This is a genomic window from Acidovorax sp. 94 (genome assembly GCF_003634645.1).
Taxonomy (GTDB): Bacteria; Pseudomonadota; Gammaproteobacteria; order Burkholderiales; family Burkholderiaceae_C; genus Acidovorax; species Acidovorax facilis.
Window position 1 is genome coordinate 1,244,563 of the sequence record NZ_RBJA01000001.1, and the last position, 26,863, is coordinate 1,271,425.

At 60.8% G+C, this 26,863-nt stretch carries 24 protein-coding genes; 19 read left to right on the top strand and 5 right to left on the bottom strand.

The annotated features are described in order from the left end of the window. Positions 1 to 54: 54 nt before the first annotated feature. Positions 55 to 333 (bottom strand): metal-sensing transcriptional repressor, encoded by a 279-nt coding sequence (locus C8C94_RS05835; protein WP_121420054.1) that lies wholly within the window; start codon positions 331 to 333, stop codon positions 55 to 57. A gap of 100 nt (positions 334 to 433) precedes the next feature. Here C8C94_RS05835 and C8C94_RS05840 point away from each other — a divergent pair, with 100 nt between their 5' ends. The 10 genes from C8C94_RS05840 to C8C94_RS05895 all read left to right on the top strand — a co-directional run bounded on the left by C8C94_RS05840 (position 434) and on the right by C8C94_RS05895 (position 11,703). Next, entirely contained in the window at positions 434 to 1,750 is a 1,317-nt protein-coding gene (locus C8C94_RS05840; protein ID WP_121420055.1) for an MFS transporter, read from the top strand. 199 nt (positions 1,751 to 1,949) lie between these two features. Further along, positions 1,950 to 2,399 (top strand): hypothetical protein, encoded by a 450-nt coding sequence (locus C8C94_RS05845; protein WP_121420056.1) that lies wholly within the window; start codon positions 1,950 to 1,952, stop codon positions 2,397 to 2,399. Positions 2,400 to 2,470: 71 nt separating this feature from the next. Then, positions 2,471 to 3,601 (top strand): efflux RND transporter periplasmic adaptor subunit, encoded by a 1,131-nt coding sequence (locus C8C94_RS05850; RefSeq protein WP_121420057.1) that lies wholly within the window; start codon positions 2,471 to 2,473, stop codon positions 3,599 to 3,601. A 1-nt stretch (position 3,602) separates the two neighbouring features. Continuing rightward, positions 3,603 to 6,707, top strand: a complete 3,105-nt coding sequence (locus C8C94_RS05855) for an efflux RND transporter permease subunit (RefSeq protein ID WP_121420058.1) — start codon at positions 3,603 to 3,605, stop codon at positions 6,705 to 6,707. Continuing rightward, positions 6,700 to 7,002: a DUF3240 family protein gene (locus C8C94_RS05860; RefSeq protein ID WP_121420059.1), complete on the top strand. Its 303-nt coding sequence runs from the start codon at positions 6,700 to 6,702 to the stop codon at positions 7,000 to 7,002. Before C8C94_RS05855 ends, C8C94_RS05860 begins: the two co-directional genes overlap by 8 nt. Then, positions 6,999 to 8,246, top strand: coding sequence for a TolC family protein (locus C8C94_RS05865; protein ID WP_121420060.1), 1,248 nt, complete (start codon positions 6,999 to 7,001; stop codon positions 8,244 to 8,246). Before C8C94_RS05860 ends, C8C94_RS05865 begins: the two co-directional genes overlap by 4 nt. 860 nt (positions 8,247 to 9,106) lie before the next feature. Next, positions 9,107 to 9,691 (top strand): HAD domain-containing protein, encoded by a 585-nt coding sequence (locus C8C94_RS05880; protein WP_121420062.1) that lies wholly within the window; start codon positions 9,107 to 9,109, stop codon positions 9,689 to 9,691. Positions 9,692 to 10,240: 549 nt separating this feature from the next. After that, the gene (locus C8C94_RS05885; protein ID WP_121420063.1) at positions 10,241 to 10,444 is read left to right on the top strand and encodes a hypothetical protein; all 204 of its coding nucleotides are present in this window, start codon (positions 10,241 to 10,243) and stop codon (positions 10,442 to 10,444) included. 189 nt (positions 10,445 to 10,633) lie between these two features. Then, complete coding sequence (locus tag C8C94_RS05890) at positions 10,634 to 11,050, top strand: disulfide bond formation protein B (RefSeq protein ID WP_057267842.1); 417 nt, start codon at positions 10,634 to 10,636, stop codon at positions 11,048 to 11,050. Next, entirely contained in the window at positions 11,047 to 11,703 is a 657-nt protein-coding gene (locus C8C94_RS05895) for a thioredoxin domain-containing protein (protein WP_121420064.1), read from the top strand. The genes C8C94_RS05890 and C8C94_RS05895 overlap by 4 nt, the downstream gene beginning before the upstream one ends. A 65-nt stretch (positions 11,704 to 11,768) precedes the next feature. On the opposite strand, the gene C8C94_RS05900 is transcribed toward C8C94_RS05895, so the two are convergent. The 3 genes from C8C94_RS05900 to C8C94_RS05910 form a co-directional block, all read right to left on the bottom strand. Then, positions 11,769 to 14,294: a heavy metal translocating P-type ATPase gene (locus C8C94_RS05900; protein WP_370449764.1), complete on the bottom strand. Its 2,526-nt coding sequence runs from the start codon at positions 14,292 to 14,294 to the stop codon at positions 11,769 to 11,771. Positions 14,295 to 14,438: 144 nt separating this feature from the next. Next, complete coding sequence (locus C8C94_RS05905) at positions 14,439 to 15,776, bottom strand: heavy metal sensor histidine kinase (protein WP_121420066.1); 1,338 nt, start codon at positions 15,774 to 15,776, stop codon at positions 14,439 to 14,441. Beyond that, complete coding sequence (locus tag C8C94_RS05910) at positions 15,773 to 16,459, bottom strand: heavy metal response regulator transcription factor (protein WP_121420067.1); 687 nt, start codon at positions 16,457 to 16,459, stop codon at positions 15,773 to 15,775. Before C8C94_RS05910 ends, C8C94_RS05905 begins: the two co-directional genes overlap by 4 nt. A gap of 156 nt (positions 16,460 to 16,615) precedes the next feature. On the opposite strand from C8C94_RS05910, the gene C8C94_RS05915 reads away from it, so the two are divergent. The 8 genes from C8C94_RS05915 (at position 16,616) to C8C94_RS05950 (ending at position 25,206) form a co-directional block, all read left to right on the top strand. Continuing rightward, positions 16,616 to 16,954 (top strand): DUF4148 domain-containing protein, encoded by a 339-nt coding sequence (locus C8C94_RS05915; protein WP_121420068.1) that lies wholly within the window; start codon positions 16,616 to 16,618, stop codon positions 16,952 to 16,954. Between the two features lie 74 nt (positions 16,955 to 17,028). Then, positions 17,029 to 17,388 (top strand): cation efflux protein, CzcI family, encoded by a 360-nt coding sequence (gene czcI / locus C8C94_RS26035; protein ID WP_121420069.1) that lies wholly within the window; start codon positions 17,029 to 17,031, stop codon positions 17,386 to 17,388. A 157-nt stretch (positions 17,389 to 17,545) separates the two neighbouring features. Further along, entirely contained in the window at positions 17,546 to 18,901 is a 1,356-nt protein-coding gene (locus tag C8C94_RS05925) for a TolC family protein (protein ID WP_121420070.1), read from the top strand. Positions 18,902 to 18,903: 2 nt separating this feature from the next. Further along, positions 18,904 to 20,520 (top strand): efflux RND transporter periplasmic adaptor subunit, encoded by a 1,617-nt coding sequence (locus C8C94_RS05930; protein ID WP_121420071.1) that lies wholly within the window; start codon positions 18,904 to 18,906, stop codon positions 20,518 to 20,520. A 15-nt stretch (positions 20,521 to 20,535) separates the two neighbouring features. Then, the gene (locus C8C94_RS05935) at positions 20,536 to 23,724 is read left to right on the top strand and encodes a CusA/CzcA family heavy metal efflux RND transporter (protein ID WP_121420072.1); all 3,189 of its coding nucleotides are present in this window, start codon (positions 20,536 to 20,538) and stop codon (positions 23,722 to 23,724) included. A 63-nt stretch (positions 23,725 to 23,787) separates the two neighbouring features. Next, entirely contained in the window at positions 23,788 to 24,168 is a 381-nt protein-coding gene (locus C8C94_RS05940) for a hypothetical protein (RefSeq protein ID WP_011805112.1), read from the top strand. Between the two features lie 40 nt (positions 24,169 to 24,208). Next, positions 24,209 to 24,649 carry a hypothetical protein gene (locus C8C94_RS25595; protein WP_158236074.1) on the top strand — a complete coding sequence of 147 codons (441 nt, stop codon included), beginning with the start codon at positions 24,209 to 24,211 and terminating at the stop codon, positions 24,647 to 24,649. Continuing rightward, positions 24,646 to 25,206, top strand: a complete 561-nt coding sequence (locus C8C94_RS05950; protein ID WP_055401673.1) for a hypothetical protein — start codon at positions 24,646 to 24,648, stop codon at positions 25,204 to 25,206. The genes C8C94_RS25595 and C8C94_RS05950 overlap by 4 nt, the downstream gene beginning before the upstream one ends. A gap of 32 nt (positions 25,207 to 25,238) precedes the next feature. Here C8C94_RS05950 and C8C94_RS05955 read toward each other — a convergent pair whose 3' ends face one another. Then, positions 25,239 to 26,291 (bottom strand): DMT family transporter, encoded by a 1,053-nt coding sequence (locus C8C94_RS05955; RefSeq protein ID WP_121420073.1) that lies wholly within the window; start codon positions 26,289 to 26,291, stop codon positions 25,239 to 25,241. Positions 26,292 to 26,359: 68 nt separating this feature from the next. On the opposite strand from C8C94_RS05955, the gene C8C94_RS05960 reads away from it, so the two are divergent. Continuing rightward, positions 26,360 to 26,791: a hypothetical protein gene (locus tag C8C94_RS05960; RefSeq protein WP_121420074.1), complete on the top strand. Its 432-nt coding sequence runs from the start codon at positions 26,360 to 26,362 to the stop codon at positions 26,789 to 26,791. The last annotated feature ends 72 nt before the right edge of the window (positions 26,792 to 26,863 follow it).

Genomic DNA, 26,863 nt, shown 5'->3' on the forward strand with positions numbered 1-26,863 from the left:
TGCCTGGAACGAAAACACCCTCAGGGGTGAAATCTTCCAGGCGTTCTCGCGGGATCAAAGGTACTTGGTCAAATCCTTGAATTCGGCTATCGATGCCCGCGCGGAAGCTGCACTTGCGCCCACGACCTGGTCCAGGCAGTTGTCGAGATGGTCATGGATCACCACCTTCTTGGCGGCGCTGATTGCGCGTTCCACCGCGTGCAGCTGCTGGGCGATTTCGTTGCACGGCCGGTGGCTCTCGATCATGGCGATGACATTCGCCAAGTGGCCGTTGGCCCGCTTCAATCGCTTGACCACGTCGGGATGACTGGCATGTAGGTGTTTCTCTGTCATGCCATATCCTATCCCCCAGGATACGATACGGTCAATATTTCTCCATTCCACCGATTCGCTGGAGGATTGGTGGCCAACGACTTCCCCAGAAAGGTCCCCCATGTTGGAAGTGCTTGCAAACAGAACCTATCGGCACCTGTTCTTCGCGCAGGTGATCGCCTTGCTCGGCACTGGGCTGGCGACCGTGGCGCTCGGCCTGCTCGCCTTCGATCTGGCAGGAGCAAATGCGGGCGCGGTGCTGGGTACGGCACTCGCCATCAAGATGCTGGCTTATATCGGCGTCGCGCCGGTCGCGTCGGCCATGGCAGAACGCTTGCCCCGCCGCGCGGTTCTGGTTGCGCTCGATCTGATCCGGGCAGGCGTGGCCCTCATGCTTCCATTCGTGACCCAGATCTGGCAGGTATACGTGCTGATCTTCGTGCTGCAGTCTGCATCCGCCGCATTCACGCCCACCTTCCAGGCAACCATTCCGGACGTGCTGCCCGAAGAGAACGACTACACGAAGGCGCTTTCACTGTCCCGACTGGCCTACGACCTCGAATCGCTGGCCAGCCCTATCCTGGCGGCATTGTTGCTGACCTTCGTGAGCTACCACAGCCTGTTTGGTGGCACGGTCGTTGGCTTCATCGCATCGGCCGCCCTGGTGATATCGGCCGTGCTGCCGAAGGCCAAACTGCCACCAAAGCGCAGCATTTATGAGCGCACTACGCGGGGCCTGCGGATCTATCTGGCGACGCCGCGCCTGCGTGGGCTCCTTGCACTCAATCTCGCCGTGGCCGCAGGCAGCGCGATGGTCATCGTGAACACTGTGGTTCTGGTGCAGTCGCAGATGGGAATGACGCAGACCTCCACTGCCATCGCGCTCGCTTGCTTTGGCGCCGGGTCCATGATCATGGCCTTGCTGTTGCCCCGGCTTCTCGACCGCGTGCGCGAACGTCCGGCCATGCTCGCCGGCGCATCGGTGGTCGCGGCGGGTCTCATGCTCGGTTGGGCGCTTGCGAACCGGTACGAGGTGTTGCTGCCTCTGTGGTTTGTGATGGGCCTGGGCTACTCCCTGGCCCAGACTCCCTCGGGGCGCCTGTTGCGCCGCTCGTCAAGCGAAGAAGACCGGCCTGCGCTGTTTGCCGCCCAGTTTGCGCTCTCGCACGCCTGCTGGCTCATCACCTACCCGCTGGCGGGATGGGTGGGCGCCCGATTTGGTGTGGACGCAAGCTTTGCATCGCTGGGGATCGTCGCGGTGGCCGCCATCGCCGTTTCTGCCTGGCTATGGCCCGACCGGGAGCCCTCTGAGCTGTCGCATGCACACGATGACCTGCCGCCAGACCATCCGCACCTTGCCGGGGCGGGGCAAACCGGAGGGCGAAAACACTCTCATGCATATGTCATTGATGACGAGCACCAGCGCTGGCCGCAGTAGCCGCCCGTGCAAGCGAGGGAAGGGGCGCAAATCAGTGGGTGGTGATGCCAACTGCCAGCGCGTTTTTCCGATGGCGTGGCCGGGCGAGACGCGGGAGCAGGTGCTGCAGGCGTCCAGGCCCCACATATTTGTCCTGCAAGCAGGATCGAAAATTCACCAGCTGGGGCACAATGGTTGCCGCTGCTAAACACGGCTCCTTATGTCTACCCCTCTGCGCCAAATCCCCCTCCAGAAGAGCCGGTCCCCGGTCTCGCTGGCGCGCGCATTGTGGATTGCCAAGTGGCTCCTGGTGCTGGTTCTGGCCTGGGACCAGATTGCCTCGCCCCTGCACCAGCACCATCACGACTCAGGAATCGACGGTTCCTGGATCGGTGCGATGCAGGATGGCGCCGGCGCCGAGGCGCTGCATGTGGACGATGGCGACAACCTGGCGCTCTTCGCTCACGCCACCATGGCCGTGCAGTTGCAGGCCGCTTCCGGCCAACTGAGCACCGCCAGCGAACCGGTCGCTCTGTTCTTTGCCTTCGCCGAGGTCTTCGACTCCGGTCAGGTGCGGGAACCGGACGTTTGGCCGACCTACGTCGCGCCGATCTACCCATCCTTCCGAAGTCTGCCTCCAGGGGGTCGTGCGCCCCCGCTCCACACCTGAAAAGCCCTTTCTTTTGCTTTTCCTGACCGCGCGCCTGGTTCCAAGGCTGTGGTCGTTTGTGGAGTTTTCCGATGCTGTACCGTTTTTCCCGGCTGGCGCTTGGCCGCCTGGCCGTTTTCGTCTTCCCTTGTCTGATCGCTGCGCCGCTGGCGGCCCTCGCGGCTGACGAGTTTCCCGTCAGCGCCGCCCAGATGCAGTCCCTGGGCGTGCAAGTGCAACGCCTCGAAAAGTCCGGCGACTCGTCGGGGCAGGCCTATTCCGCCCGTGTGGTTCTGGCACCAGGCCAGGAACAGGTAGTCAGCGCCCCCCTGGCCGGCGTGGTCGACCAGTTGCTGGTCGCCGAGAACGATGCCGTCAAGGCCGGACAGCCGCTGATGCGCCTGATCAGCCCTGAGCTCGGCGAGTTGCAACTCAAGCTGATGGAGGTCAATTCGAGCAGCCGGCTGTCGCAAAAGGCCTTGCAGCGCGAGCGCCAGCTCTTCTCGGAAGGCATCATTCCCGAGAGGCGTGTGCAGGAGGCAGAAGCCACCGCAGCACAGGACGCAGCGCGCAAGCGCCAGGCCGAGGCAGCGCTTCGGCTGGCGGGCCTGGACAGCGGGCGGATCCGCAGCATTGCTGAAGGGGGCAACGTCGAGTCGACCATTACCGTTCGCGCCAAGGCTGCGGGTCTGGTGGGAGACGTGTCCGTCAAGCCTGGCCAGCGCGTACAGCAAGCGGACATGCTTTTGCGCATCGCCAATACCAGCAAGCTGGGGTTGGAAATCCAGATTCCATCGGCCCGCAATGCCCAGGTGACAACGGTGAAGGGCGCCCCGATCACTGTGATGGGGCGAACCGGAGTGCAAGGCGAGGCGCTCAGCGTGAGCCCTATGGTCAGCGACAACCAGGTACTGACCCTGAAGGCGGCGATCACCAAGGGATCTGAGCAGCTTCGGCCCGGGGAGATCGTGCAGGTGCAGGTACCGTTCGCTGGCGCTGGCGAAGGCTGGTCAGTTCCCCTGCAGTCGGTAGTGCGCCAGGGAGACAAGGCCTATGTTTTCGTGCGCACGGACAAGGGCTTCGTGGCAACGCCAGTCACCGTGCTGGCCAGCGCCGGGCAGACGATGCGCGTGACGGGTGGGCTGCAGGTTGGCCAGGAGATCGCTACCGCGTCCGTGATCGCGCTCAAGGCGGCGTGGCAAGGCAAGGGCGGGAGCAACTGAGATGCTGACACGCCTCGTTCAATTTGCCCTTGCACAGCGGCTTTTCGTGCTGCTGGCAGGGGCCCTCCTGGCTGGAGCGGGCTGGTTCGCCTTCAAGAACCTGCCCATCGACGCCTTTCCCGACGTGTCCAGCACGCAGGTGAAGATCATCATGAAAGCGCCCGGCATGACGCCGGGAGAGATCGAAAGCCGCGTGGCCATACCGATCGAAGTGGAGATGCTGGGCATCCCCAAACAGCGCATCTTGCGCTCCGTCACCAAGTACGGCCTGGTCGATGTGACCGTCGATTTCGAGGACGGGACTGACATCTACTGGGCCCGCCAGCAAGTGTCCGAACGCTTGGCCAACATCAGCGCCGACCTGCCGCCTGGCATCACCGGCGGCATGGCCCCCGTGACGACGCCGCTGGGCGAGATGTTCATGTTCACCATCGAGGCCCCCAACATGACGCTGGAAGAGCGGCGTAGTCTGCTCGATTGGGTGATCCGGCCCGCGCTGCGCTCGGTCCCCGGCGTCGCCGATGTGAACGCGCTGGGCGGAAAGGTCCACAGTTTCGAGGTGGTCCTTGACCCGGTGAAAATGTCCGCGCTTGGCCTGTCCGCCGCGAAGATCAAGGCGTCCATAGAGGCCAACAACCGCAACGATGGCGCTGGCCGGCTTGGAGAAGGCGACGAGGTGCTGCTGGTGCGCAGCGAAGGCAGCATCCGCACCAAGGACGACCTGATGGCCATCGTCGTCAAGTACGACAAGAATGGCAGCATACGGCTGCAGGACGTGGCGCAGGTGCGGGACGGCAGCGTCACGCGCTATGGTGTGGTGACCATGGACGGCAAGGCCGAGGCCGTGCAGGGCCTTGTGCTGGGCTTGGCCGGTGCGAACGCGCAAAAGGTGGTGGAAGGCGTTACCCGCAAGATCGAGGAGATCAAGCCGACCCTGCCCGCAGGCGTTGAGCTCAAGGTCTTCTACAACCGCGCACAGTTGGTCGAGAAGGCCGTGGGCACCGTATCGCGCGCACTGCTGGAGGCTACCGCGTTGGTGCTGGTGCTTCTGGGCGCATTCCTTGGGAACATCCGGGCAGCCGTGTCGGTCGCCGTTGTACTTCCGCTCTCCGCGCTGGCCACCTTCCTGCTGATGCGTGCCGCCGGCATGTCCGCCAATCTCATGAGCCTGGGGGGCCTCGCCATTGCGCTGGGCATGCTGGTGGACGCTGCCGTCGTAGTGGTCGAGAACATCGTTCAGCACCAGGCCGCAGACGAATCCAAGGGCAAGCTACCCCGGCTGCATATCGTTTTCCGTGCCGTGCGTGAAGTGGCGGCTCCGGTTGCTGCGGGCATCCTGATCATCGTGCTGGTGTTCCTGCCGCTGCTCACGCTGCAAGGCCTGGAAGGCAAGTTCTTCGTTCCCGTGGCCATGACCATCGTCTTTGCGCTGGCCAGCTCATTGGTGCTGTCGCTGACCATCATTCCGGTGCTTTCTTCCTTCTTGCTGACCAAGGTGGCCCACCACGAGCCATGGCTGCCGCGCCAGTTGCTCAGGGCCTATGAGCCGACGCTGTCGTTCGCGTTGCGCCGTGAGCGGGTCGTGTACGTGGTGGCATGCCTGATGCTGGTGGCCGCTGCGGTGGTGTACTCGTTCGTGGGCAAGACCTTCATGCCGCCGATGGACGAGGGCGACATCATCGTGGGGATTGAGAAGCTTCCTTCGGTGAGTCTGGAAGAAACGGCCGCGCTGGACCTCAAGATCCACCAGGCGCTGATGAAAGACATTCCCGAGATCACGGGCGTGGTGGCGCGTGCGGGATCCGACGAAATCGGGCTCGACCCGATGGGCCTGAACCAGACCGATACCTTCCTGGTGCTCAAGCCACGTTCGGAATGGAAGGTTGCGAACAAGGAGGCGCTGATCGAGAAAATTCGCGGCGTCCTGGACCAGCTTCCCGGAATCAGCTACAGCTTCACGCAGCCCATCGACATGCGCGTCTCGGAGATGATCATCGGCGTGCGTGGCGACATCGCCATCAAGGTGTTCGGCCCCGATCTGGACAAACTCAATGAGCTGGCTGGGCAGATCGAAGGCCTCATGAAGCAGGTGCCGGGCAACCAGGACGTTTACACCGTGGAGAACGATGGCGTGCAGTACCTGCGTGTCATCGTGGATCGCGTGGCCGTGGGGCGCTATGGCCTGTCCATCGAGGATGTCCAGGACGCGCTCAGGGTGCAGGTCGAAGGCCAGCGCGCGGGCACGGTGATTGACGGGAACCAGCGCATTCCCATCGTCCTGCGCGGAGCCGATGGCGTGAAGATCTCGCCATCCGAGTTCGCGGCCCTCACGATCACCACGCCGGACGGCGTCAACGTACCTCTTCAGGAGCTGGCGAAACTGGAGCGCGACAGCGGCCCAGTCAAGATCGACCGGGAGATGGGCAGCCGCTACAGCGTCGTGATCGCCAACGTAACGGGGCGCGACCTGGTCGGCTTCGTCGAAGAAGCCAAGGCGAAGATCGGTCAGGCAGTGCAGTTGCCCACCGGTTACCGCATTGCCTGGGGCGGCCAGTTCGAGAACCAGCAGCGCGCGGCCGAACGACTGACGCTGGTGATTCCGCTGTCGCTCGGAGTGATCTTTCTGGTGCTGTTCTCCACCTTCGGGTCGGTGCGACAGGCCTTGCTGGTGCTCAGCAACATCCCGTTCGCGTTGGTCGGTGGCATTTTCGCGTTGTGGCTGACGGGCGAGTACCTTTCAGTGCCGGCATCCGTGGGCTTCATTGCACTGCTGGGCATCGCAGTGCTCAACGGCGTGGTGCTGGTCAGCTACTTCAATCAGCTGCATGCGGAAGGCTTGTCGCTTGTGGAGTGCGTGACCCAGGGCTCACGCCGAAGACTGAGGCCGGTGCTAATGACCGCAGCGATTACAGCGTTTGGGCTCATCCCCTTGTTGTTCGCATCGGGCCCCGGCTCCGAGATCCAGCGGCCGCTGGCCATCGTGGTGATCGGAGGCCTCATCACCGCCACCGCGCTGACGCTGATTCTCTTACCGATTCTTTACCTGCGCTTCGCCCATCCCAAGAGGCCAAACGAAGCGCCTGCACAGGAGGCCGTACATGCCTAAGCATTGTCTTTCACTGGTATGCAGCCCGGATATTGCCGAGAAGCTGCTCGATGCTTTGCTGACGGCTGTGTCAGACCAGGTCTTCACGAGCACCCCCACCTTCAGTCATGGCACGCCGCACGGCCGCCTTTCTGGGGTGGAACAGGTCATGGGACGCAGCAGTTCCGTGCAGATCCAGCTCATCGTCACGGAGGAGCAATTGAACAACACGCTGGTAACGGTGCACCTGAAATTCAAGGGCACGGGGTTGTGCTACTGGGCTTATGAACTGAGCGCTGAAGGGGTAGTGGAATGAAACAGTGGATTACTATTGCGGGAACGGCCGTACTGATGATTCTGAGCGTACCTGCCGGTGCGTGGGTGACCGACTCCGCGCCCGAGTTGCTGCCAACACCCCTGGTCCGCCAGGCGATTGACCAGGACCCTTACGTAGTCGAAGCGCGCCGTGCCCTCGCCGCGGCTGGGCATGGCGCCGCGGCGTTGCGGTCCGGCTCGCACGAGTGGACTACCCGGGCCATCGTGCAAAGCCGACGGTATGACGCCGGCGGGCGCTCCAACGAATGGGAGGCCGGCCTTGAGCGTGCTTTGCGGATAGGCGGCAAAGCCAGGCTGGACGGCGACATCGGCGAAGTAGAGATCGCAATTGCGCAGGCAAAATTGGGCGAAGCGATCCATGAGTCCGCGAGGGCGCTTGCCGACCTGTGGATGGATGTTATCGCCGCTCGCCGGCTCAAGGAGGTGATCGGTGAGCAAAGGGGCTTTGCACAGGAAAGCCTCAAGGCCGTGGAAAGCCGCCGCAAAGCGGGGGATGCCTCGGTGCTGGACGTCAACCTGGCCACGACCGATCTGGTTGAGATGGACCGTCAGCTCAGTGCTGCAGGGACAGCCGAGGCAAAGGCCCATGCCAAGCTGAACTCGCGGTTTCCTCTGATCACCGAGCTTCCGAAACTCACTGTTGATCCCAGGCCGCTGGAGACTGGGCAAGCACAATGGCGTGAGCGCATTCTGGCCGAGAGCGACCCGATCCGCATTGCTGAAGGCCAGGCCCGCAAAGCCGCCCTGTCAGCGGACCGCATGCGAGCCGACCGAACGCCCGATCCCACCGTGGGGGTCTTTGTCGCTTCGGAGGCCAGGCGCAGCGAGCGCATCTACGGCGTGAGTGTCAGCATCCCCTTGGCCGGCACCTACCGCAACGAACGCATGCTGCAGGCCCTGCAGGAGGCGGAAGCCGCCCGCGCACGGCTAGATGGCAAGCGTCGCGAGATGGAGATGGAGGTCGCTGAGACCTACATCGATGCCATGGGCAGCTTCGAGCGCTGGCGCCTGACCTCGCAAGGGCTGTCGGCGACCCAGAGCAGCGCCCGTTTGACCCAGCGTGCCTACAGCCTTGGAGAGGTGGACTTACAAGGCCTGCTGCTGGCCCGTAAGCAAGGCCTGGATGCCACCATGGCAGCCGAGCAGGCCCGCATCGAAGCCCTGCGTGCGCAGGGCCGGCTGATGATCGACGCCCATTTGGTCTGGGGGCTGGAGGAAGATTGATGCTGCGCCAGCGCTGGCATGCGCGCCGCATGCCATGCACGCGCCCGGGTTCACCGGGTGTTCTGAATATTCGACATGTCCAGGCACCAATTTGAACTCGGACTGCGTTGCTGCCGCACGGGTTCACCGTGCGGCACATCTGCGTCCATGGCGGCGCGAATGGGGGACTTTGTCTACCCTGTTCGTGCCTGGGCCGCAGTCACCGCCAAAGAGCGGGTTTGCCTATGTTGGTTCGCATAATTGGTGGCGTGCCAGGCAAGCTGGTATGGGTCATGGTCGGAATGCTGGTGGCAGCGTTCGTGGTCTGGAAGCTGCGGCATTGGTGGCTCATGCACCATCCAGAGCAGGACATTCGCATCAAGTACAGCCGAAGACTGGCTGAGCGTCTGAGGCTACGCAGGGTGGCGCAGCGCACAACTCGGACACGCAGAAACGCGCGAAAGCGCGCACACGATCGCGGGCATCAAGAATGACGACGCCGCTACGCCATTGTTAACGGGACTGATCGATAACTCGTGGACACGAATTCTGCCCTCACCGCCCTAGAAGACCATATCGCTATTCTCACTATGCTTGTGCGGCGCATGGTTGATGAGTCTGGCGACCCAACTGGTTTCGACGCACAGGCCTGGCTTGATCACTGGCTCGTGGGGGTGGTCCCGGCATTGGGTGATCGGAGGCCTCTCGATGTGCTAAATGAGCCCGGTGGCCTGGAGGTTCTGAGAAGCTTGCTCTTGCAGGCCCAGTACGGCGCGTTTTCGTAGGTGTACGAAGGGTGTTGGTAAGTTCTGAGTCCGATCTGGACCTGCCTTCATCCCCGCTGGGCAAATTGCCACCAAACAGAATCCCGACATACGGTTATGTCCACTAACCAGAATTCCCCTTATCTCCCCGCGTCCACTCCACGCAGCGCGGACGTCGTTCTGTACCTGGACCTCGATGGTGTTGTCCACCATGAGAAGGTGCTCTGGCATCCCCGCAAAGGCATCCACATGAGTCCGTATGAGGCTGCAGGACATTCCTTGTTCGAATGGATCTCTGTCCTGGAGTCGGTGCTTGAACCCTACCCAGCCGTTGCCTTGGTACTGAGCAGCACCTGGTGCATCCGTCCCGGATACCGCGCAACCCTCAAACGCCTTCCTGTCTCCTTGCGTGCTCGATTTATTGGTGGGACGTACCACAGGCGTGTGCATGGCGTGGATCCCTGGAACCTTTCCATGTTCCGCACCACCCCCCGGGGCGTGCAAATTCAAGAGGACGCTCAGCGCAGAAAACCCCGGCAGTGGATAGCTCTTGATGACGATCTGGAGGATTGGCCTGACTCTTGTTGGCAAAACCTGGTCGCATGCGATGGAACAACGGGCTTGTCAGACACCGGAGTCCAACAGGAGCTGGGGGAGAAGTTGCGCTGCTGCTTTTCGGCTCTGTCCGACAACCACTTGTAGTTTCTATAAACAACCAGCTGACCAGGGACGGCGGCGAGAGCAGACACTTTGCAGCCCGTGGTAATTGGCATACTGCTGACTGCTACACTGTTTATGTGCTGACACTGGGCTTTGCCCACATTGATGTTGGCGCCGATGAATCTTGACAGTGTCATGTGTATCTCCTTGGGTTTGAATGCACGTGCCCCGGAAGCTGCACCAACGCCTAGCCAGCCGACGAGTCACGTGTGACAGTTTGCTGACCGTATGCCGACAGCTTGCGCACCGCAGGATTACAAGTTTGTTATGTTGTCGCGCCTGGCTGTGTGATCGATTCGACACTGCCGGGCATTGCATCGGCCGGCGCTCCAAAGTGGTCGTTCCGCCTGGGATGCCACTACAATTTTCCGGATGCACTCCCGCACCCGTCTGCTTGTTTTCCTCTTGGTACTGTTGCCGCTGCAACTGTGCTGGGCGGCAGTGGGCGCGTACTGCAAAGATGAAGGACCGGGCTCCTTGCCTCCAGTGGCAATGCATTGCTGCGAGCACGCCCAGCTGCGGGACGGAGCAATGGATGAATCCACCCGAGCTGGCGATGCAGCGCCCAGCGTGGACTGTGGTTCCTGCCATCTGCAGGGCACCGAAGCCTTTCAGGCGCAACGCGATCTACTGCCGGCCTTTCCCCTGGGGCGCTTTCACACCGACACGCGCGGGTGGCCGTCTTCAGAGTCCGCCAGTCGCCCCGAACGCCCGCAGTGGCCCGCCCTGGCCTGACCAGGGCATCGGTCACCACCGTCTCCGATCCCCGCCAAGCGTGCCAGCACAGCGTGTGCTGGCCTCATTTGCATGCCTTCGGGATCTTTCCATGTCCTCCACTGTCGGGCCGAATGGCTCTGGAATCTACACACGCAGTTGTGCCTTGATCGGTGCCTCCTGCCAGAACCGTTGTTCAAGGAGGTGTCGATGAGCCGACCCTCGGTGCTGCTCCTGATCGCCTGGCTGCTGGCTGTGTCCGCCACCGGCAGTGCGTTGTTCATCGGCGAAGTCATGGGCATGGCTCCTTGCGTCTTGTGCTGGTACCAGCGCATTGCCATGTTCCCGCTGGCCTTGCTTCTTGGAATGGCCTTTTACAGCGACGACCGCCGGGGCGCTGTCTATGCCTTGCCTCTGGCGCTGGCGGGTGCGGTCGTGGCTGGTTACCACAGCCTCTTGGCGGCAGGCCTGGTGCCCAAGGCTTGGGTCCCCTGCGGCGCCGGCGTGTCATGCGCCGATCAGAAGCTCGACATCCTCTACGGCATTGAGTTGCCCTGGCTTTCACTGGCGGCGTTCATTGCCATCGCCGTCTCGCTCTCCCTCTATCTGCGAAAAACAGACAAATGAAACACCGAAAACTCATCATCTTCCTCGTGCTGGGCATGGCCTTTGTGGCCTTCCTTGTCGGCGTGAATCTGTACCAGAGCCGCGTGCAAAGTGCACAGGAGCTGCAGGTGGCAGGACAAGCCGAACGCCTGGTCCGCATGCATTCCCCCGTGATCGGGCCCCGTGAGGCACCCGTGACCATCGTCGAGTTCTTCGATCCCGCATGCGAGACCTGCCGCGCCTTTTATCCGGTGGTCAAGGAATTGATGCAGCAGTACCCCACCGAAGTGCGGCTGGTCATCCGCTACGCGCCTTTCCACCAAGGCTCGGAGCAGGTGGTCAAGCTACTGGAATCGGCCCGGCGGCAGGACAAGTACCTGGCCGTGCTGGAAGCGGTGCTGGCCGCACAGCCGCAGTGGGCGGACCATGGAAATCCCAACCTGGAGTTGGCCTACAAGGCAGCTGAACAGGCGGGGCTGGACATGCAACGGGCGCGGGCGGACATCGCAGCCCCTGCATTGGACGCCGTGGTGCTACAGGACGTGCAGGACCTGACCGCCCTCAAGGTCGAGAAGACGCCGACCTTCTTCGTCAACGGGCGCCCGCTGCCCAGCTTTGGCCACAAACAGCTGGCCGACCTGGTGGCGCAAGAGGTCTCCAAAACCAAGAAATGAAAGCGGGACATTCAAGTAAGCGCTCCGCAAGCCCACCGGTGGACTTGGCGCGCGCTGACGAACGCTCAGTGGGAATGCGCATGCTCCTTGGTTTCTGAGCGGCTTGGCTTGGCGGCTGGCTCCACCCGTGTACCGCGAAGCAGACGCAGTCCGTTGGCTACCACCAGCAAGCTCGCTCCCATGTCCGCGAAGACCGCCATCCACATGGTGGCCGTGCCAACGACCGCCATCACCAGGAAGACGCTCTTGATGCCCAGTGCCAGGGTGATGTTCTGCCAGAGAATGGCGTGGGTGCGCTTGGATAGACGCACTGTCTCGGCGACGCGCTGCAGGTCATCGTTCATGATGACCACATCGGCCGCTTCCATGGCCGTGTCGGTTCCCGCTGCACCCATTGCAAAACCGATGTCGGCCTGCGCCAGCGCCGGCGCATCATTGATGCCATCGCCGGTCATTCCGGTAGCGCCATAGCGCTTTTGCATTTCCTTGATGGCATCGAGTTTGGCTTCGGGCAGCAGATCGCCACGGGCATCGTCAATGCCGGCCTGGGCAGCGATGGCCTTTGCCGTGGCGGTGTTGTCACCCGTCAGCATCACCGACGTCACTCCCAGCGCCTTGAGGTCGACGATGGCCTGCTTCGACGTCTCGCGAATGGTGTCCGCTACCGCAAACAGCGCCAGGACGCGCGATTCGTCCGCCAGGAGGGTGACCGTGCGGCCTTGTTTTTCATGGGTGGCCAGCTCCGCCTCCAGCTCCGGACCGCACAGTCCTAGCTCATGTATCAATCGGTGATTGCCCAGCATCAAGCGCACACCATTGACCATGCCTTCGACGCCGCGCCCAGGCAAGGCCTTGAAGCTTTCTGCTTCTGGACCCTTTACATCCAAGCCCTGGACAATCGCCTTGGAAACCGGGTGGTCGGAACGAGCCGCCAGGCTGGCAGCCATCTGCTGGACTGCTGCCTCGTCACCGGCACCCCACACCTGCCACTTCACCAGCTTGGGTTTGCCTTCGGTGATGGTGCCGGTCTTGTCCAGCGCCACCGCCTTCAGAAGCCGGGCATCTTCCAAGTAGGTTCCGCCCTTGATCAAGATCCCACGGCGCGCTCCCGCGGCCAATCCGCTGACCACCGTCACCGGCGTGGAAATGACCAGAGCGCATGGGCAGGCGATCACCAGCAGAACCAGGGCCTTGTAGAGCGCCTCCAGCCAGGTAAGTCCCATCAGGAAAGGAGTGAGGACCGCCACCGCCACGGCAATGGCGAAGACTGCGGGGGTGTAGATGGATGCGAACCGATCCACAAAGCGCTGCGTTGGTGCACGCGTGCCTTGCGCCTGCTCAACCGCTTGGATGATCCTGGCGAGGGTGGTGTTGCTGGACAAGGCTGTGACCTCGAACTCCAGCTCACCAGTCTCGTTGATCGTGCCGGCAAACACCTGGTCGCCAGGTGCCTTGTCCACGGGGATGCTCTCGCCAGTCACGGGGGCCTGGTTGATGGCGCCATTGCCCTTGGTCACCTTACCGTCCAGCGGCACGCGTTCGCCCGGCTTGATGCGCACGGTCGCTCCAATGGCCACCGAAGCCACCGGTGTAGCGGTCCACGCTCCGTTGGTGCCCAGTACCAAAGCCTCTTCGGGCGCCAGTTCCAGCAAGCCCTTGATAGCGTTTCGGGCCCGGTCCACTGCCTTGGCTTCGATGAGCTCCGCAATCGCGTACAAAGCCATCACCATCGCGGCTTCTGGCCACTGACCAATGAGGAATGCGCCGGTGACGGCCACCGACATCAGCGCATTGATGTTCAGCTTGCCGCGCAGCAGCGCCGCAATGCCTTTTTTGTAGGTGTCGATGCCGGCCAGCCAGATAGCCAGAGCGGCAATCGCCATGCCGGCCACTTTCCAGGCCATCTGGTCTGGAGCAAAGAACGAGAGGACCTCAGCCCCCGTGGCGAACACCAGCGCGGCCACCAAACGGGAGATGCCGCCTGCAAAACCATGCCCATGGTCGTCGCCTTCGGCGGATCCAGCCGCGTGTCCGCCCTCAGTTTCGCCAGCGCCTGTAACTGGCTGCGGATCGAAGCCCGCTTTGCGAATGGCGTCTAGCGCCAACGGGTAGGTGCCTTCGTCGGCATCGATCTTCAGCGTCCGCGCGCCGAGCTGAAAACCCAGAGAGCGGATCCCATCCAGAGGCTCCAGCGCCCGACGAATCTCCGCCTCCTCGGCGCTACAGTCCATGGTCGCAATGCGAAACACCCGGCCTTGGCTACCCTGGGTGTTTGCCGCAGTGACCACGGGCTGTGGATCGAAACCCGCCTTGCGGATGGCATCGAGCGCAAGGGGCAAGGCGCGATCCTCCGCATCGATCTTCAGCGTGCGCGCGCCGAGCTGGAAACCCAACGAGCGGATTCCCTCAAGCGGTTCCAGAGCCCGCCGGATCTCCGACTCTTCGGCACTGCAGTCCATGGTGGCGATTCGGAACAGCTTGCCCTGGCCCGGGCTGCTTGTGGCTGCTGGGACCACTGCTGCGGTACTGGAACAGCCCGAGGAGCAGCAGGTGTCAACAGTGGTGGGAGGTGTGTTTGTTTCTGATTTCATAGCCCAATTGGAAACCTTCAAGTAGCTTTAAAGTCAAGCAGCAAAAAGAATATGGCTGCTTTGTCCTGGGTAAATCGGATTTCTTAACGGTCCGTACTCAGTCGCAGGGGCACAGGATCGACCCCACCCCGTCGAAAAACAACATCAATTCGGGGGGATTTCGATTCCCACATTCGTTACCCCGTTTTCTGACGATGCGAATGGCTTGCCCTGATGCATGCGTGCAATACCGCCTACTATGGCCAAACCGAGGCCATGGTTGCTCTGCCCATGGCTGCGCGCAGGATCTGCGCGGAAAAATCGATCAAACAGCTGCGGAAGTATCTCGGGATCGATCGTGCTGCCGTAGTTGGTGACACTGATCAGCACACGACCCTCATCGGTGGTTCTGAGGTTGATCTGGACGATTGAGCCAGAGCTCGCGTATCGAGTGGCGTTGCCGAGCAAGTTCGACAGGGCCCGGCGCAGCAACGGCACGTCGAAGGCGCCATGCGCATCACCAACCACTTTAGCTGTGAGGCCTGCCTCGGACAGTGCGGCCTCGTGGTAGTCCAGTACGTCAGCAGCCATTGATGCAAGGCTCGCCACGGGGGCGCGGCGCGCTCCCACACCCCGATCCGCCTGGGACAGGAACAGCATGTCATTGACGATGCCGGTCAGGCGGTGCAACTCCTCCAAGTTGGACGCCAGCACCTCGCGCATATCCGCCTGCTCAGGGCGCAGCAAAGCCAATTCATTGTTGGCAATGAGCGTGGCCAAAGGCGTGCACAACTCATGCGCCACGTCCGCATTGAAGCCCTCCATTTGTAAATACGCCTTCTCAATGCGCGCCAGAAGCGCGTTGAACTGGTCGATCAGAGGCACGAGTTCAAGGGGCTGCTCGGCGCTGTCGAGACGTTGATGCAGATTGTCAGCCGACACTGCGCGCGTCTGACTGGCCAGTCTTCGGACGGGCGCCAGGCCCAAGTTGACCAGGGAGAATCCGCCCAGCGATACAACGATGGCGCCACCGATGGCTGCGACCAGCAAGGTAAGAGCAAGTCGGTGCAACAACTGGTGGTCGGTTCGGATGTCCAGCGACAGCTGAACGCGCAAGTTCTTTGAGGGAGTCTGGTCCGCAGTCTGTGCTACTTCGAACTGCCGTTGGCGCCATACCGTCTTGGCACTCTGGTTGCGGGCGTGGGCGTAGATAACCATCCCGTCCGCCTGCGCGACTTCGAGCGACAGATCTCCGTGCCCAACAAGGAAGTCATCGAGTTTGTGCGCAAGGTCTTCCGAATCCCCATGCTCCTTGCCATCCTGCAGCAAGTGCCGAATGACGATTTCTTTTTGTGCCAGCGTTTCCTCTTGTCGATCACGAAAATTGAACTCGGTCACCAGATACACCATCAGACAGACCACCCCGAGTCCGGCAAAGCTCTGCAGCGCCAGCCACCACGACAACCGCTGGCGCAATGAGCGATGTTGGGCCAACGCCTTCATCCGTTGCGGTCCTCCATGACATATCCCATGCCGCGAATGGTGTGGAGCAGCGTAGTGTCAAACGGCACATCGATCTTGGTACGGAGGCGCCGGATCGCGACCTCCACCACGCTAGTATCGCTGTCGAAGTTCATGTCCCACACCTGCTCAGCGATCTCAGTGCGAGAAAGCACTTCCCCTTTTCTTCTCAGAAACAGAGTCAGGAGCAGAAATTCCTTGGCAGTCAGCTCCAAACGCTGACCACGCCGGGACGCTTTGCGCCGTACCAGGTCCAATTCAAGGTCCGCCAAACGCAGTTGCGTGGGCTCTGCGGCATCCCTCGCACCATGGGTCCGCCGGAGCAGCACCTGAATGCGGGCGCTCAGTTCGGAAAACGCAAAGGGCTTGACCAGATAGTCGTCGGCACCCGTCTTGAGTCCCAATACCCGATCCTCGACGCTGACCCTTGCTGTCAACATCAAGACCGGCGTCTGCTTGGTCTTGCGAAAGGCTGTTAAAAGGCTGAAGCCGTCGATCCCTGGAAGCATCGCGTCCAAGACCAGCAGATCGTGCACGCCTTCCAGAGCCATGTGAAGGCCATCCACCCCGTTGTGTGCAACGTCCACCACGTAGCCGGCCTCTCCCAGGCCCTTGCGCAGATACTCGGCCAGCTTGACTTCGTCTTCGATGAGCAAAATTTTCATGCTGCCATTCTCGAAGAATCCGGCCTGTTCGTAGTTTACGAATTTGTTATCTGGCTGTTGGCGCCTTGTCGCACTCGGTTTTTTAAAGTATCCCCGTGTCGAAAGGCATAGTCCCGGCAGATCGCCGAGGGCTGATTTAAATCAAGGGACAACACCATGACCGTTCGCAAACCCCTCACGCTCACTTTGATTGCCTTCGCTATCGCGGCTCCAGGATTGGCATCTGCCTCGTCGCTGTACCATCCCGCCGACGGCGAAGTGGGCATGACCACCCATCCCGACCACATGCAGAGCACAATGTCCCGTGGCGATGTGCTTCAGGCTGTCGAAGTAGCGCGCCGGGATGGCACGCTGGCGACCCTTTCACGCGGGGGTGCGTTGCCCGTCAAAGCAACGGGCGCAACGAAGACCCGTGAGCAAGTTCAACAGGAATTTCTCAACATGTCGGCAGCTGAAAAGAAGGCTCTTCAGGACCTGAACGGCGGCGCTCGCTGATTTCTAAACTCAGCGCTCCTCAGCGGCCATCCACGCCCGAGCGCGCCCTTCATGACGCATGCTAGACTTCAAAAATGCGCCGCTTGATCGCCGTTCTTATGCTTGCATTGCTTCCGTTCCAGTTCAGCTGGTCTGCGGTGGCTGCTTATTGCATGCATGAGAGCTCAACCTCGCAGTCGCAGCATTTGGGGCATCACGAACACCAGCATGAAGCCAAAGGCGGGAATGGTCAGGCCGAAAAGTCCAGCCAGGGTGCAGGTGCATTTGATGTTGACTGTTCAGTTTGCCATGGCGCGGGTATCGGGGCCTTGAGCTGGTCAGATGCAAAGCCAGCCTTTTCCCATGACAGCCGTGTGGAGTCTTCCACAGGCCAGCGCCTGCTGGCTGTAACGCCCACGCCCCCTGACCGCCCTCAGTGGTCCGTCCTCGCCTGATCGGCGGGGGCATCTCACTTTTCTTTTTCAGTCTTGTCCGCCATCGCGGCGGAAGCAGTTGCGTGTGTTGCAGCTGAAGTGACTGACGAGTTGCCAGGCAGCTGCACGGTTGCCAGCCCGCCGATTCCCTCGTGTTTTGAAATCACTGGAGAATCGGATGTTCAAGGGTACTTACCTTCAAGAGATGCCGCACGCATGGCGCGGCGGTAGAAAGATCAAGCTCGCGGCAGGCGCCGCAGCTATCTGGCTGAGCGCCTCGGGCGGTGCCTTTTCCCAGGGCCTGCCACCAGGGCCAGCCGTTGGCGAACGAGTACCTCAGGCTGCTGCAGCGGCCACAGCTGAGCCTTTGTCGCTGGCCAAGGCGATCGAACTGGCCATGGAGGGAAATCCGGAGGTGGCTGCGGCAAAGCGCCAATGGGAGGCAACCGAAGGACAGGTTCTTCAAGGACGCTCGCGCCCCAATCCAGAGCTCGCGTACTCGCTGGAAGACACACGCTCCAAAACACGTACGCAAAGCTGGCAACTCAATCTTCCCTTGGAACTGGGCGGAAAGCGTGCAGCACGCACCAAGGCGGCCGAAAAAACGCGCGAGCAAGCACAGGCCCAACTCGCCGAGCTGCAAGCCACCGTGCGGGCCAATGTCGCTGCCGCTTACTTTGATGTTCTGACTGCGCAGGAACGATTGGTACTGGCCAGAGACAGCGCAGCGCTGGCCAAATCCTCAACGGATACCGTCTCAAAGCGTGTAGCCGCTGGCAAAGTATCCCCAGTGGAAGAGTCCAAGGCCCGGGTTGCCGAAGCCGGCGTTCGCGTCGAACTCGCCCAGGCCGCAAGCGAACAACGCAATGCACTGTCTCGCCTTTTCGCGCTGTTGGGACGGATCGATGCGCCTTACACCGTCCTGGAGGGCAAGGCCGAGAACCTGCCCTCGGTCCCGAGCCTCGTCGATCTCCATCCCCTGATTGCTTCTTCGCCAGGCGTGGTACTTGCGCGAATCGAGGTGGATCGGCGCAAGGCCTTGACCGACCTGGAACAAAGCAAACGCGTCCCCGATGTCACCGTCAGCGTCGGCATGCAGCGCAGCAACGAGACGCAGCGCAACGTCCTTCTTTTCGGGGTCTCTGTGCCTCTTCCCGTCTTCGACCGCAACCAAGGCAACCTCCTGGAGGCGCTGAAACTTGAAGACAAGGCCCGCGATGAGCTGCAAGCAGCCACCGTGCGCCTGCACAGCGAAGTGGCGCAGGCACGAGAGCGCCTTTCCACGATCACCGCAGAGGTTCAGTCACTGCAGCAGGAAGTTCTGCCCGGTGCGAAGTCGGCCTATGACGCCGCCACCATTGGGTTCGAGAACGGTAAGTTCAATTTCCTGGAAGTGCTCGATGCCCAACGCACTTACTTCACAGCCAAATCCCAGTACCTCAAAGCCCTTGGCGAAGCACACCGTGCAGCGGCTGATATCGACCGCCTGCTCGGGGCCAGCATGGTTCCCGGCCTGATCGCAACGCAACACTGAGCATGACCATGAACACGAACTCCAGCAAATCCACCATCAGTAAAAAACACCTGATCGCCATTGCAGTAGTCCTCGCAATAGGGGTCGGCGCGGGAACCTTCATCTTGCAAGGTGGCGGCAAGCCCAAAGCCGCAGCCACCGAGGACGATGGCCACGGTCACGGCGGCCATACCGAGGCCAAGGGACACGGCGACGGCGAGCACCATGGCAAGGGTAGCGAAAAGGGCCACGACGATGACAAGGGGCATGCCGATGGTGAACACCATGAAAAGAGCGAAGCCAAGGGACCACATGGCGGTACCGTGTTCAAGGAAGGCGACTTCAGCTTGGAAGCATTGTTGTCTGAAGACGGTGGCGAGCCTCGACTGCGAATCTGGCTGTCCGACAAAGATAAACCGCTGCCCCTGAATGCTGCAACGGTCACGGCAACTGTGACCCGCCCGACAGATGAAAAGCAGAAACTGACGTTTGCCGCTGAAAAAGACAGTCTTGTCAGCCGAGAGATCGTTGCTGAACCCCATGCGTTCGACATCGAGATCATTGCGCAGACTGCCACAGAGCCTTTCATGTTCGTGATGAGCAAGGAAGAAGGAAAGATCGAACTGACCGATGCCCAGATAAAGGCTGCATCCATCAGCCTGGACGCTGCTGTGAAAGCCAACATCAAGACGGCGTTGCTCCTTCCCGGGGAGATACGCTTGAACGAAGATCGCACGTCTCACGTTGTTCCCCGGCTTGCGGGAGTCGTGGAAAGCGTCAATGCCAGCTTGGGCCAAGTGGTCAAGAAAGGGCAAGTTTTGGCGGTGATCGCGAGCCCGACTGCTTCCGAGCAACGCAGCGAGCTGCAGACGGCCCAAAAGCGCTTAACGCTGGCAAAGACCACCTACGAGCGAGAAAAAAAGCTGTGGGAGCAGAAGGTGTCTGCCGAGCAGGACTACCTGCAGGCCAAGCAGGCCTTGAGCGAAGCAGAGGTCGCAGTAGCCAACGCCAATCAGAAACTGAGCGCGATGGGCCTGTCCGCCTCGTCGGTAGCAGGACTGAACCGTATCGAGTTGCGAGCGCCCTTTGATGGCATTGTCATCGAGAAGCACCTTAGTCTCGGCGAAGCCGTGAAGGAAGATGCTGCGGTTTTCACCATCTCGGACCTTTCTCAGGTATGGGCTGAGATCAACGTTCCGGCGAAGGATCTGCCATCGGTGCGCGTGGGCGAAAAGGTCACGATCAAGGCCACCGCCTTTGACGCCTCCGCTACAGGCACTGTCGCTTTTGTAGGAGCGCTCATTGGCGAGCAAACCCGCACGGCAAAAGCCCGTGTGGTTCTTGACAACCCCAAGGGCGCTTGGCGCCCCGGCCTGTTTGTCAATATTGAAGTGGTGTCCGAAGAAACGGCAGCGCCTGTAACCATCTCGGCCGACGCCGTCCAAAACGTCGGGGAAAAGCCGGTGGTCTTCCTCAAGGTTGATGGAGGCTTTATCGCTCAACCCGTGAAGTTGGGCCGAAGCGATGGCAAGCGGGTCGAAGTCCTCTCGGGTCTCAAAGCCGGTATGCCCTACGCCTCGACCGGCAGCTTCGTCGTGAAGTCTGAACTCGGCAAGGGATCTGCCGAACACACGCACTGATCGCGGAGCGCATACATGTTTGAAAAACTCATTCGATTCTCGATCGAGCAGCGATGGTTGGTGCTTCTAGCGGCCCTGGGCATGGCGGCGCTTGGCGTCTTCAGCTACCAAAAGCTGCCTATCGATGCGGTCCCTGACATCACGAACGTCCAGGTTCAGATCAACACCCAGGCCGCAGGCTACTCGCCTTTGGAGACTGAGCAGCGGGTTACATACCCCATTGAGACGGTCATGGCTGGCCTGCCAAACCTGGAGCAGACCAGGTCGCTTTCGCGGTACGGTCTGTCGCAGGTGACCGTCATTTTTAAAGACGGAACCGACATCTATTTTGCTCGGCAGCTCGTCAACGAGCGTATCCAGGAGGCGCGCGACAAGCTGCCTGCCGGCATCACGCCAGCGCTGGGGCCCATCTCGACCGGGCTGGGCGAAATCTATCTCTGGACTGTCGAAACCAAGGACGGGGCGAAGAAGCCCGATGGCTCACCCTATACCGCAACAGACCTGCGCGAGATTCAGGACTGGATCATCAAGCCACAGCTGCGAAATGTTCCTGGCGTGACCGAGATCAATTCCATTGGCGGCTTTGCCAAGGAATACCAGATCGCGCCAATCCCTGAACGCCTGGCTTCTCTGGGCGTGACACTGCAGGATGTGGTCACTGCGCTGGACCGCAACAACGGCAATGTGGGCGCGGGCTATATCGAAAAGCGTGGCGAGCAGTATCTGATTCGTGCACCTGGTCAGGTGAAGTCGCTTGAAGACATCGGTAACGTGATCCTCAGCAGCGCCAACGGTGTTCCTGTGCGCGTTCGCGACGTGGCAGAAGTTGGCATTGGCCGGGAACTGCGCACAGGTGCTGCAACAGACAACGGACGCGAAGTGGTCCTCGGCACGGTGTTCATGCTGATCGGCGAGAACAGCCGGACTGTCTCGCAGGCGGTGGACAAGAAGATGTTGGAAGTCAACAAGAGCCTCCCAGAGGGGGTACACGCGGTGACAGTCTACGACCGTACCGTGCTTGTTGACAAAGCCATCAGTACGGTGAAGAAGAACCTGCTGGAAGGCGCGGTTCTGGTGATCGTGATCCTGTTCCTCTTTCTGGGCAACATCCGTGCCGCCATCATCACGGCAATGGTCATCCCCTTGTCGATGCTTTTTACCTTCACGGGTATGGTTCAGTACAAGGTGAGCGCCAACCTGATGAGCCTGGGAGCGTTGGACTTCGGCATCATCATCGACGGAGCGGTGGTGATCGTTGAGAACTGCGTACGGAGACTTGCCCATGCACAAGCGCACCACGGTCGGCCACTGACGCGGGCTGAGCGCTTCCATGAGGTATTTTTGGCATCCCAGGAGTCAAGGCGTCCATTGCTGTTCGGACAGCTCATCATCATGGTGGTGTACCTGCCCATCTTCGCGCTGACAGGCGTTGAAGGGAAGATGTTCCACCCCATGGCATTCACGGTGGTCGCGGCACTGCTGGGCGCCATGATTCTGTCGGTGACATTCATCCCCGCAGCGGTGGCCCTGTTCATCGGCAATCGGGTCAGCGAGAAGGAGAATTTTCTCCTTGGCTACGCCAAACGCCTCTATGCCCCGCTGCTTGATCGCGTGATGGGTGCCAAAACGCTGGTTCTCACCATTGCCGCTGTTGCAGTAGTCCTGTGCGGGTTGATCGCGACCCGCATGGGCAGCGAGTTTGTGCCCAATCTAAATGAAGGCGACTTTGCGATCCAGGCGCTGCGCATCCCAGGTACCAGCCTTTCCCAGTCAGTCCAAATGCAGCAGCAGATTGAAAGGACCTTGAAAGAGAAATTCCCCGAGATCGAGCGCATTTTCGCCAGAACCGGTACTGCGGAGATTGCCTCGGACCCCATGCCGCCGAACATTTCGGACGGGTACATCATGCTCAAGCCCGTGGACGAATGGCCTGAGCCGCGCAAGACCCGAGACGAGTTGCTTGCCGCAATTCAGGAAGTCCTGGGCAAAATTCCTGGCAACAACTACGAGTTCTCCCAGCCCATTCAGTTGCGCTTCAACGAGCTGATTTCGGGTGTGCGAAGCGACGTGGCGGTAAAGATTTTCGGTGACGACATGGACGTGTTGAACAAGTCCGCCGAAGAGGTCTCCGCAATGCTGCAGAAGATCCAGGGGTCATCCGAGGTGAAGGTCGAGCAAACAACAGGCCTTCCGATGCTCACGGTGAACATCGACCGCCAGAAGGCTGCACGCTATGGCCTTAACGTCGCCGACATCCAAGACACCGTGGCCACCGCCATCGGTGGTCGCGAGGCGGGCACCATGTTCGAGGGAGACCGCCGGTTTGACATCCTGGTTCGCTTGCCTGAGACCCTGCGTAACGACCTGGAAGGGATGAAACGGCTCCCTATTCCGCTGCCGCGTTCTGCCAGTGGCACGGAGGCCAAGACGAACTTCATCCCCTTGGGCGAGGTCGCGACTTTCGAACTTGCACCCGGCCCCAACCAGGTGAGCCGCGAAAACGGCAAGCGGCGCATCGTCGTAAGCACCAACGTGCGCGGGCGCGATGTGGGTTCCTTTGTGGCAGAGGCCGAGCAAGGCCTGGCCCAGATCAAGATTCCTACCGGCTACTGGACGAGCTGGGGTGGAACCTTCGAGAACCTGCAATCGGCCACGAAGCGCCTGCAGATCGTTGTGCCTGTGTCTCTGCTGCTGGTTTTCGTGCTGCTGTTCGCAATGTTCGGCAATGCCAAGGACGGTTTGCTGGTATTCACAGGCATCCCGTTCGCTTTGACGGGGGGCATTCTGGCGCTTTGGCTTCGGGATATCCCGATGTCCATCTCCGCGGCCGTTGGCTTCATCGCGCTCTCTGGGGTGGCAGTGCTCAACGGGCTGGTGATGATTTCCTATATCCGCAGCTTGAGGGAGGGCGGCGTTGGACTTGACGAAGCGATCCGGGATGGTGCGTTGACCCGGTTGCGCCCCGTGCTGATGACTGCCCTGGTGGCCTCGCTGGGCTTCATTCCCATGGCCATTGCGACGGGCACCGGCGCTGAAGTCCAGCGTCCCCTGGCCACCGTAGTGATCGGCGGAATTCTTTCTTCTACGCTGCTCACGCTTCTCGTGCTGCCGATTCTTTACCGTCTGGCCCACCGGCCCGACGAGGAAGATGAGGACGTGTCTGCTGAGCCCTCGCATCCCCCGGACGTGTCCGCTCCCGTGTAGTTGAAACGGTCCCGCTCGCTGATCGCGGGACCTTCCCTTTTCTCCAACCCCAAAGGAAATGTCATGAAACTCTCCCAACTCATTCTCGCAGTGGCGATGTCGGCCTGCGGCACGGCGTTCGCTGCTGACAACCATGGTCACGACATCAAACCGATGCACGGTGGTGCTGTCGCCGAAGCCAAGGAGGTCGAGTACGAACTCGTCGCCAGCGCCGACAAGCTGCAGCTCTATATGCGCGATCATGGAAAGCCAGTTGCCGTGGCGGGAATGACCGCCAAGGTCACGCTGCTGGCAGGCAGCGAGAAACAGGATGTCCAGCTCCAAGCCGGTGACGGCAAGCTGGAAGCCACGGGCAGCTTCAAAGTCCCCGCCGGTACCAAAGCCGTCGTCGCTGTCTCGAAGGCCGGCAAGTCGGTTGCCTCTGTTCGTTTCACGCTGAAGTAATACGAAGCCTGGCTGGGGGGATCGCCCTCGCGACGCCCCAGTGTTGATCCACTTTCAGCAGTCCGTTCACGTCAAAGAAACTGACTACATAGTTGCGAGTTCGGTCAGCCCATCGGCAATATGCCTTTGCTGGATGCAAAAAGGAGCGATCCATGTCAATGCAGGCGGCACAGGTCGCGCCTTTTGCCAAACTGTTCTGGATTTGGATCGGCTTGTTGACCTCCGTGTTTGTGTTTTGGAGGCTGCGGCGTATCTGGCTCAAACGCCACCCGCCAATGGCGGTGAGAGTCAAGTACAGCCGACGCTTGGCCAAGAGACTGAGGGATCGACAGGCAATGCGTTTGAAATACCGAAATACACCGAAATCGCGGCACCGCCAGATGCAATCCAAGGAGGCAGACCGTGGGTAAAAGTGCCGGAGTCGCTGACAAACCTGCAGTCGCTGATCAACAACCTCCACAGCAAAGAATCAGATCCATGACAAAAATTCCTCCACATTCAGGCACCCGCCGCCTCTGCGTGATCCTGACTTCTGCGCTGGTTGCTAGCTTGCTGGCGGGTTGTGCCACCCCTACTGGGGCCGATCCTTCCGCAGAAGCGCCATACTGTTACAAAGCCAGGAAGGGCCGAGTAATCGCATGCACTCGGGTGCCCGCCCCCAGCCTGAATGCCGACGCTCAGGCGAAGCGCTTTACTCCCGATCCGAATGCGCTCACCGTCTACGTCGTACGGCGCAACTGGGGAGATGGCGGGCGGTTTGTGAAGATCAGCGCGGATAACGAAATCGCCGCCGAGACTCTCCCCAACACGATGGTGCGCTTCAAGTTGAAGCCAGGAACGCATACGTTCACCTTGGATTTCGAAGGAGAGCGTCAAGTCGCAACCGTGGATGGCAAAGCTGGTGACCTACGATTTCTTCGGATCGATGGAACGGTTTGGGCATGGAAGAGCACGTTTGTATGGGCGACTGACGGCGAGGATGCTATTCGGGAAAGGGCTTACAAGGCTCGCCTGGTCGCCGACCTGACGGTCAAGTGACCTCGGGGGAGCAGACAAAAAATCCCTGGGGTTCAGTGAACGTGTTGATGGTGCACGTCAGGAGCATGGGGATGAGCGTGGGTCATAGGTTCATGGGTGTGCTTGTGACTGTGGCTGCCCTTTGGCATCACAAAGTGCACATGTGAATGGTGCCTATCGTCGTGCCGGTGGGCATGCTCATGCTCAAGCACTTCGTGTGTGTGCTCGTGACCATGGCTTTCCGCCAAGTGCAGTACCACTCCCGCCAGCATCAATACCCCGCCCAGCAGCATCAACCATCCCGCAGAGCGGTCCCCGAAACCGAAGGCCACGGCAGCACCGATGAAGGGCGCGAAAGCAAACACCGAGCCTGTGCGCGCCGCGCCAAACGCCCGCTGGGCAAGAAGGTAAAAGCGCAGACTCAGGCCGTAGCCAGTGGCTCCCACGGCGAGAAGTCCTAGTGCTGCGGATAACGAAGGCCAAGGCTCCCCAGTCGAAACCGCCAATGCAGCCGTCACTGCGGCTCCCAAGGTAGCCTTGGCCATCACCACCTGGCTGGGGTCGCGCTCAGCCAGTCCACGGGACAAGGTGTTGTCCACCCCCCAGGCGACGGTGGCCAGCAACACGGCAAGCAACCCCATCAGCTGAACTCCTCCCTGTAGGCCCTGGTCCAGAACGAGCGCCATTCCTCCTGCGAGCAGCAAGAGCATGGCGGCCCACACGCGGCGGTCCATGGTTTCACTGTACAGCCACCATGCCAGCGTCGCGGTGAACAACGCCTCCAACGTGAGCATGAGCGATGCGCTGGCCCCGCTCGTATGCTGCAGCCCCCAGGCCAGGGCCACCGGCCCCAGCGCCGCGCCAAAGCCAGCCATCGCCAGAAGGCTCGGAATGTCGGACCTCTGCACCCGCGCTTCGTGCGCAGCAGTCCGCAGCGACAGGGCCCCGATCAGCGCTGCTCCGGCATACAGCAGCGCTGCTGTCGTGAAGGCACCCAAGCCAGCGCCCAACTTTTGCACCAAAGGCGTACTGATGCCGAACAAAGCTGCTGCCACCAGTGCAAACAGGCCGCCGCACAGGGCTGGATGGTGCGAAGAGTCGATCATAGTGCGAGTGATTTCACCATGAAGTCCATGGCCTACCATTGGGTAGCGATTCATGGAGGGGCACAACTATGGAAACCGAGGTGGGAGCGATAGCCGAGGGGCAGCAGATTCTCAGTGGCGATGACGTGATGGAGGCGCAGTTCAAGTTGCAAGAAGCAACCGAGAACGGCGAGCCCGCGCAGAAGCTGTATTTGAAGACGTTCCAACCCATCGACCGGGACATGCAGATATGGCAAGCAAGACCCGAATCGGAGTGGCCCTTGCTAGCGACCATCCTGGCAAACAGGATCATCATGTATCCAATACATGCGAATCCACACACAAAGCGCTACCAGCGCTCTCAGATCACCGGTTCACCGACGATGACTGTCGCGTGTACTGACGAGGGTAAGTCACTGATGGAGGTCGTGCGCAACGGAGAGTTTTCAGTTCTGCAGCAGAAAGAACCCGCATCCATGGTCACCATCTATGAGGTCAAGCCGGGATACGGCCAGTTTTAGCTCATAAGCGTATGAGTCATTAAAAATGACTTTCTTATGCAGGAGCACAGGGGCACGCGGAATCGGCCCCCC

Bases quoted from the DNA above. Each gene is read 5' to 3' on its own strand.
- C8C94_RS05950 (WP_055401673.1), top strand. From the start codon at position 24,646: ATGACAAAAATTCCTCCACATTCAGGCACCCGCCGCCTCTGCGTGATC.
- C8C94_RS05845 (WP_121420056.1), top strand. From the start codon at position 1,950: ATGTCTACCCCTCTGCGCCAAATCCCCCTCCAGAAGAGCCGGTCCCCG.
- C8C94_RS05895 (WP_121420064.1), top strand. From the start codon at position 11,047: ATGAAACACCGAAAACTCATCATCTTCCTCGTGCTGGGCATGGCCTTT.
- C8C94_RS05915 (WP_121420068.1), top strand. From the start codon at position 16,616: ATGACCGTTCGCAAACCCCTCACGCTCACTTTGATTGCCTTCGCTATC.
- C8C94_RS05935 (WP_121420072.1), top strand. From the start codon at position 20,536: ATGTTTGAAAAACTCATTCGATTCTCGATCGAGCAGCGATGGTTGGTG.
- czcI (WP_121420069.1), top strand. From the start codon at position 17,029: ATGCGCCGCTTGATCGCCGTTCTTATGCTTGCATTGCTTCCGTTCCAG.
- C8C94_RS05855 (WP_121420058.1), top strand. From the start codon at position 3,603: ATGCTGACACGCCTCGTTCAATTTGCCCTTGCACAGCGGCTTTTCGTG.
- C8C94_RS05890 (WP_057267842.1), top strand. From the start codon at position 10,634: ATGAGCCGACCCTCGGTGCTGCTCCTGATCGCCTGGCTGCTGGCTGTG.
- C8C94_RS05930 (WP_121420071.1), top strand. From the start codon at position 18,904: ATGACCATGAACACGAACTCCAGCAAATCCACCATCAGTAAAAAACAC.
- C8C94_RS05960 (WP_121420074.1), top strand. From the start codon at position 26,360: ATGGAAACCGAGGTGGGAGCGATAGCCGAGGGGCAGCAGATTCTCAGT.
- C8C94_RS05940 (WP_011805112.1), top strand. From the start codon at position 23,788: ATGAAACTCTCCCAACTCATTCTCGCAGTGGCGATGTCGGCCTGCGGC.
- C8C94_RS05860 (WP_121420059.1), top strand. From the start codon at position 6,700: ATGCCTAAGCATTGTCTTTCACTGGTATGCAGCCCGGATATTGCCGAG.
- C8C94_RS05910 (WP_121420067.1), bottom strand. From the start codon at position 16,459: ATGAAAATTTTGCTCATCGAAGACGAAGTCAAGCTGGCCGAGTATCTG.
- C8C94_RS05850 (WP_121420057.1), top strand. From the start codon at position 2,471: ATGCTGTACCGTTTTTCCCGGCTGGCGCTTGGCCGCCTGGCCGTTTTC.
- C8C94_RS05835 (WP_121420054.1), bottom strand. From the start codon at position 333: ATGACAGAGAAACACCTACATGCCAGTCATCCCGACGTGGTCAAGCGA.
- C8C94_RS05905 (WP_121420066.1), bottom strand. From the start codon at position 15,776: ATGAAGGCGTTGGCCCAACATCGCTCATTGCGCCAGCGGTTGTCGTGG.
- C8C94_RS05925 (WP_121420070.1), top strand. From the start codon at position 17,546: ATGTTCAAGGGTACTTACCTTCAAGAGATGCCGCACGCATGGCGCGGC.
- C8C94_RS05840 (WP_121420055.1), top strand. From the start codon at position 434: ATGTTGGAAGTGCTTGCAAACAGAACCTATCGGCACCTGTTCTTCGCG.
- C8C94_RS05955 (WP_121420073.1), bottom strand. From the start codon at position 26,291: ATGATCGACTCTTCGCACCATCCAGCCCTGTGCGGCGGCCTGTTTGCA.
- C8C94_RS05900 (WP_370449764.1), bottom strand. From the start codon at position 14,294: ATGAAATCAGAAACAAACACACCTCCCACCACTGTTGACACCTGCTGC.
- C8C94_RS05865 (WP_121420060.1), top strand. From the start codon at position 6,999: ATGAAACAGTGGATTACTATTGCGGGAACGGCCGTACTGATGATTCTG.
- C8C94_RS05880 (WP_121420062.1), top strand. From the start codon at position 9,107: ATGTCCACTAACCAGAATTCCCCTTATCTCCCCGCGTCCACTCCACGC.
- C8C94_RS05885 (WP_121420063.1), top strand. From the start codon at position 10,241: ATGGATGAATCCACCCGAGCTGGCGATGCAGCGCCCAGCGTGGACTGT.